The organism is Streptomyces sp. NPDC059456, from assembly GCF_042750055.1.
In the GTDB taxonomy this organism is placed as follows: Bacteria; Actinomycetota; Actinomycetes; order Streptomycetales; family Streptomycetaceae; genus Streptomyces.
In genome coordinates this window covers 1-5,292 of sequence record NZ_JBHYVA010000607.1, presented here as the reverse complement: position 1 = coordinate 5,292, position 5,292 = coordinate 1, and the positions used below count along the sequence as shown (strand labels likewise).

General features: G+C 70.1%; 8 protein-coding genes. 4 read left to right on the top strand and 4 right to left on the bottom strand.

Translation table 11 applies throughout. The annotated features are described in order from the left end of the window. Window positions 1–117: 117 nt before the first annotated feature. Window positions 118–486, top strand: a complete 369-nt coding sequence (locus ACFXA3_RS34590) for an ArsR/SmtB family transcription factor (protein ID WP_385193594.1) — start codon at window positions 118–120, stop codon at window positions 484–486. Next, window positions 483–977: a GNAT family N-acetyltransferase gene (locus ACFXA3_RS34585; RefSeq protein WP_385193591.1), complete on the top strand. Its 495-nt coding sequence runs from the start codon at window positions 483–485 to the stop codon at window positions 975–977. Before ACFXA3_RS34590 ends, ACFXA3_RS34585 begins: the two co-directional genes overlap by 4 nt. On the opposite strand, the gene ACFXA3_RS34580 is transcribed toward ACFXA3_RS34585, so the two are convergent. From ACFXA3_RS34580 to ACFXA3_RS34565, 4 genes are read right to left on the bottom strand one after another with little or no spacing between them, the layout of a single operon-like run. Then, window positions 970–1,509: a DinB family protein gene (locus tag ACFXA3_RS34580; RefSeq protein ID WP_385193588.1), complete on the bottom strand. Its 540-nt coding sequence runs from the start codon at window positions 1,507–1,509 to the stop codon at window positions 970–972. The two genes, ACFXA3_RS34585 and ACFXA3_RS34580, sit on opposite strands and share 8 nt — an antisense overlap. Window positions 1,510–1,553: 44 nt before the next feature. Further along, window positions 1,554–2,594 carry an ArsO family NAD(P)H-dependent flavin-containing monooxygenase gene (locus tag ACFXA3_RS34575; protein WP_385193585.1) on the bottom strand — a complete coding sequence of 347 codons (1,041 nt, stop codon included), beginning with the start codon at window positions 2,592–2,594 and terminating at the stop codon, window positions 1,554–1,556. Next, on the bottom strand, window positions 2,591–3,376 hold the full coding sequence (locus tag ACFXA3_RS34570; protein WP_385193582.1) for an aquaporin: 786 nt from the start codon (window positions 3,374–3,376) through the stop codon (window positions 2,591–2,593). Before ACFXA3_RS34570 ends, ACFXA3_RS34575 begins: the two co-directional genes overlap by 4 nt. A 52-nt stretch (window positions 3,377–3,428) precedes the next feature. Next, window positions 3,429–3,743, bottom strand: coding sequence for an ArsR/SmtB family transcription factor (locus tag ACFXA3_RS34565; RefSeq protein ID WP_385193579.1), 315 nt, complete (start codon window positions 3,741–3,743; stop codon window positions 3,429–3,431). Window positions 3,744–3,821: 78 nt separating this feature from the next. Here ACFXA3_RS34565 and ACFXA3_RS34560 point away from each other — a divergent pair, with 78 nt between their 5' ends. Together ACFXA3_RS34560 and trxB are read left to right on the top strand one after the other, a co-directional pair. Then, window positions 3,822–4,241: an arsenate reductase ArsC gene (locus tag ACFXA3_RS34560; protein WP_385193576.1), complete on the top strand. Its 420-nt coding sequence runs from the start codon at window positions 3,822–3,824 to the stop codon at window positions 4,239–4,241. Between the two features lie 35 nt (window positions 4,242–4,276). Beyond that, window positions 4,277–5,292: thioredoxin-disulfide reductase (gene trxB / locus ACFXA3_RS34555; protein ID WP_385193597.1), on the top strand; the 1,016-nt coding region annotated here is incomplete at its 3' end.

The following is a 5,292-nucleotide window of genomic DNA, read 5'->3' as shown; positions in this document are numbered from 1 at the left end:
GGGGGTCGGTGTGTGGTTTTGGGGGGGGGGGGGGCGGGGCGGCGGCGGGCGGGGCGGCGGGCGGGCCGCTCACCTGGAGCCCTGTCGTCTTGGTTCGATGTGTGTCAACATAGACGTATGTCGAATGTGAAGGTTCTGCCGCTGCTGGAGCCCGACGTCGTGGTGGCTTGCTGCCCGCCGCTGAACGAGCGCCCCATGTCGGCCGAGGAGGCTGAGGTCGCGGCGAAGATGTTCAAGGCCCTCGGTGATCCCGTGCGCCTGCGGCTGTTCTCCGCGGTCGCCTCCCACGAGGGCGGGGAGGCGTGCGTGTGCGACATCTCCGACGTCGGCGTCTCCCAGCCGACCGTCTCCCACCATCTGAAGAAGCTCAAGGAGGCCGGCTTGTTGTCCTCCGAGCGCCGCGGTACGTGGGTGTACTACCGGGTTGAGCCGTCCGTGCTGGCCGCCATGGGGGCGCTGTTGTCCGGCGCGTCGAAGGCGGAGTGACCGGCGTGCGCATCGAGGCGCTGCTGCCCGGGCATGCCGAGCAGGTGCTGGGCATCTACCAGGCGGGGATCGACGAGGGCAATGCGACCTTCGAGACGCAGGCCCCCGACTGGGGCGTGTTCGACAAGGCCAAGCTGCCAGGCCACCGCTTCATCGCGCTCGATGACGGTCGGGTGCTGGGCTGGGTCGCGGCGAGCGCGGTCTCGGACCGCTGCGCGTACGCGGGCGTGGTCGAGCACTCCGTCTACGTGCACCCCGCCGCCCGCGGGCAAGGCGTCGCCAAGGCGCTTCTGCGTGCGCTGATCGCCTCAACCGAGGCGGCGGGCATCTGGACGATCCAGTCCGGGATCTTCCCCGAGAACGCCGCTAGCCTCGCCGTCCACGAGCGGGCCGGGTTCCGCGTCATCGGCACCCGTGAGCGCATCGGCCGCCACCGCGGCGTGTGGCGCGACGTGGTCCTGCTGGGGCGCCGGAGCCCGCTGATCAGCTGAGCTCGCCATCCAGGGTGAGCTGCCGGCGGTGGAGGTCGAAGTGCCGAGTCGGGTAGCGGTAGATGTCCGCGAGTGTCATGAAGTCCTGGAAGAACGGGTCCCAGCGGACGGGAAAGTGCATGCCGCGGGCCAGGCCGGCTTCGGATTCCACCGCGAGCCGGCGGTGCAGGGAGTCGATGACCCGGTCGAACGCGGCGGCCGTGCGGCGTGGCCCGAAGACCTTCACGGCCCCGCACGGGCCGACGTAGTTGACCCAGTCGAACGGCCCGGTCGCGGCGTTCAGAGCCCAGGCGAAGGCCTTGCCGGCGCTGCGGGGGAGCCGAGCGAATACCCGGGCGAGGACCAGCAGCACCCGCACGACCACGTAGCCGAAGAACATGTGCCACAGCAGCTGCTCGTTGGTCCACCTGGTCCCATTGGTGGGGCGGGCGAGGTGGGCTTTCGTGGCGTTGTCGACCAGGTCGTGGAAGGCCTGCCGTGCGCGCTCGTAGTCCGCGAACACGGTCTGCCGGTCCATCGCCATGTCGTCCATCACCCCTCGCCCGTCCACTGCGGTGATTCCCGCCCGGTGCGGTTTCAGGCGCCGAGGAATTCCGAGATCTCCCGGGCGGCTCCGCGTGCGGTTCGGCCGACGCCGATGAGGGTGGCGGAGGCGGGGCCGGTCCAGTCGCCGTAGCCGAGGAGGTGGATGCGCGGGTCGGCGACGGCTCGGGTGCCCTCGGTGGGGATACGGCCGCCCTCGGTGCGCAGGCCCAGCGGGGACAGGTGCGAGAGCGTGGGGCGGAAGCCCGTGCACCAGACGATCGCGTCGCAGGGCCAGGTGCTGCCGTCGGCCCAGCGGGCTCCGTCGGCCGTCAGGCTGTCGAACATCCGGTGGTCCGGGATGAGTCCGGCGTCCCGGGCCGCGCGTACGGGCGGGACGGCGACGATGTCGCCGAGGTCCGAGATGTGCGGGCCGCCGGACTGAACGCGCTGGGTGGCGAGTTCGAACAGGGCGCGTCCGTCGATCTCGTCCGGGAGGTAGCGGGCCGGGCGTTGGGTGACCCAGCGGACGGTGGCGTGCGGGGCGAGGTCGGCGGCGATCTGGGCGCCGGAGTTGCCGCCGCCTACGACGATGACGCGCTGTCCCGCGTAGTCCCAGGGGCTGGGGTAGTCCACCGTGTGGTGCTGGCGGCCCTGGAAGTGCTCACGGCCGGGGACGGCGGGCAGGAACGGGCGCCACCAGGTGCCGGTCGCGCTGACCACGACGCGCGCCGTGAAGGCGCCGGAGTCGGTCTCGACACGCAGGAGAGGAGCCTCGTCGCGGACGGCCTCGACGCGGACGCCGCGCTGGATGGGGAGTTCGTAGCGCTTCTCGTAGTCGGCGAGGTACTCCAGTACGTGGGAGACGTCCGGGAAGGTCTTGCCCTCTTGCTGCGGCATGAGGCGGCCGGGCAGGGAGGAGTAGGCGGCTGGGGAGAACAGGTGCAGCGAGTCCCAGGCATGCTGCCAGGCCCCGCCCGGGGTGGCCTGGGCGTCGAGGATGGTGAAGCCGATGCCCGCCCGGCGCAGGTAGTAGCCGGCGGCGAGCCCTGCCTGGCCGCCGCCGACCACCACCACATCCGCGTGCAGCGTCATGCCGCGGGCTTGTCCTGCTCGGTCTTGCCTCGCATGAAGATGACTGCCACCAACGCCAGACCAACTGCGGCACCGATCAGCTGCATGGCGATGAAGGCGGGCACGGAGGCCGGGGCGATTCCGGCGAAGGTGTCGGTGAAGGCGCGGCCGATGGTGACCGCCGGGTTGGCGAAGGAGGTGGACGAGGTGAACCAGTAGGCGGCACCGATGTAGGAGGCGACCGCGACGGGCGCGAAGCGCAGCCGGTCGGTGCGGGCGAGGCCGAAGATCAGCATGATCAGGCCCGCGGTGGCGACCACTTCGCCGAGGAGGAGGTTGCCGGCGGAACGGTCGTGGGTGGACCACTTGACGAGCGGCTCGCCGAACATCGCGTCCGCCAGGATCGCGCCCGCGATGGCGCCGGCGATCTGCGAGGGCACGTACACGGCCAGCTCGCGGGCGTTCACCCCGGCACCACCGCGGCGGCCGGTCCACCACTCGGCCAGCGTGACGGCCGGGTTGAAGTGCGCTCCGGAGACCGGGCCGAGAAGAGCAATTAGCACGCCGAGGCCGAACACCGTGGCGGTGGAGTTGGCCAGCAACTGCAGCGCGATGTCGTCGGTGAGCTTGGTGGCCTGGATGCCGGAGCCGACCACGATCGCGACGAGGGCGGCGGTGCCGACCAGCTCGGCGGCCGCGCGGGCGATCAGCGGGGTACGGGGCGGGGTCGCGCCCGGCGCGGGCTGCGGCGACGCCTCGGGGGTGGCTATGGCGTCGCTCGCGGCGGGCTCGGTGGCGGTCAAGGCAGGTTCTCCTCGGGCAGGTGAAGCAGCGGCGGGCGGGGTCGCCAGGAACTTATGGGCAGGACCGCTTGAGGTTCGCCTCGGCGGTGGCACGCGCGGTCTGAGCGAGGTCGGCGAACTGACCGGCGAGAGCTTCGATGACTTCCGGGCGCAAGCGGTAGTAGGTGAACCGGCCGCAAGGCTCCGTCTCCACGACCCCGGCCCCTCTGAGCACCTTCAGGTGGTTGGAGAGGTTCGTCTGCTTCGCGCCCGTCTCCTCCACAAGGTGGGTGGTGCAGAGCGTTTCGCGGGCGAGGAGGGTCACGATCTGGAGCCTGAGCGGGTCGGCCAGAACCCGGATCAGATCAGTGTCGACTGACGTCATCATGTACTGATACTGTCACATCAGCCGGGCCTGACACCAGTCCGGGCTGACTTGCCGGCTCCTCGTCACTCAGGAAGCACGATGTCCTCCACGCCTGCCGCGTCCGTCCTCTTCGTCTGCATCCACAACGCCGGCCGCTCCCAGATGGCGGCCGGGTTCCTGCGCCACCTCGCGGGCGACCGCGTCGAGGTCCGCTCCGCCGGCTCCATGCCCGGCGACCAGATCAACCCCTCCGCGGTGGCCGCCATGGCCGAGCTGGGCATCGACATCTCCGACCAGAAGCCGAAGGTCCTCACCCCCGAGGCCGCCCAGGCGTCGGACTACATCATCACCATGGGCTGCGGCGACGCCTGCCCGTACTTCCCCGGCAAGACCTACCTCGACTGGCAGCTCGAGGACCCGGCCGGCCAGGGTGTCGAGGCCGTCCGCCCCATCCGTGACGAGATCAAGGGCCTCATCGAGGGCCTGATCGCCGAGATCGACGCTAAGAAACAGGGCTGATCCCGTGACCGACGCGACCACCGTCGACGACGGTCATACGCGACGTCATCATCATCGGCTCCGGCCCGGGCGGATACACCGCCGCCCTTTACACCGCCCGCGCCCAGCTGAAGCCGCTCCTCTTCGGCAGCTCGATCTTCGTCGGTGGCTCCCTGACCACCACGACCGAGGTGGAGAACTTCCCCGGCTTCCCCGACGGGATCGACGGCCCGGACCTCATGGTCAACATCCGGGCCCAGGCTGAGAAGTTCGGCGCCGAGATGATCGACGACGACATCGTCTCCGTCGACCTCACCGGCGACATCAAGGAGGTCGCCGACTCCGAGGGCACCGTCCACCGCGCCAAGACGGTGATCATCGCGACCGGCTCCGGCTACCGCAAACTCGGCCTCCCCAAGGAAGAAGAACTGTCCGGCCGCGGGGTCTCCTGGTGCGCCACCTGCGACGGGTTCTTCTTCCGCGACCACGACATCGTCGTGGTCGGCGGCGGCGACACCACCATGGAAGAGGCCACCTTCCTCACCCGCTTCGCCCGCTCGGTCACCATCGTCCACCGTCGCTCCACCCTGCGCGCGTCCAAGGTCATGCAGAACCGGGCGTTCACCGACGACAAGATCTCCTTCGCCTTCGACAGCGAGATCGCCGAGATCAAGGAAACGAACGGCATGCTCTCCGGTGTCGTCCTGCGCGACACCTTCACCGGAAAGCTCCGAGACCTCGACGTCACCGGCCTGTTCATCGCCATCGGACACGACCCCCGCACAGAGCTGTTCACCGGCCGGATCGATCTCGACGACGAGGGCTACATCAAGGTCGCCTCGCCCTCGACCCGCACGAACATCCCCGGTGTCTTCGCCGCCGGCGACGTCGTCGACCACACCTACCGCCAAGCCATCACCGCAGCTGGCTCCGGCTGCGCAGCGGCCCTCGACGCCGAGCGCTACCTCGCCGCCCTCAATGACCAGGTACAGGACGCAGCCGAAGTTCTGGCCCGAACCGCCAGGCGCGGGAACCCGGGCACGGTCCGCCAGCCGACAGGATGCTGCGGACC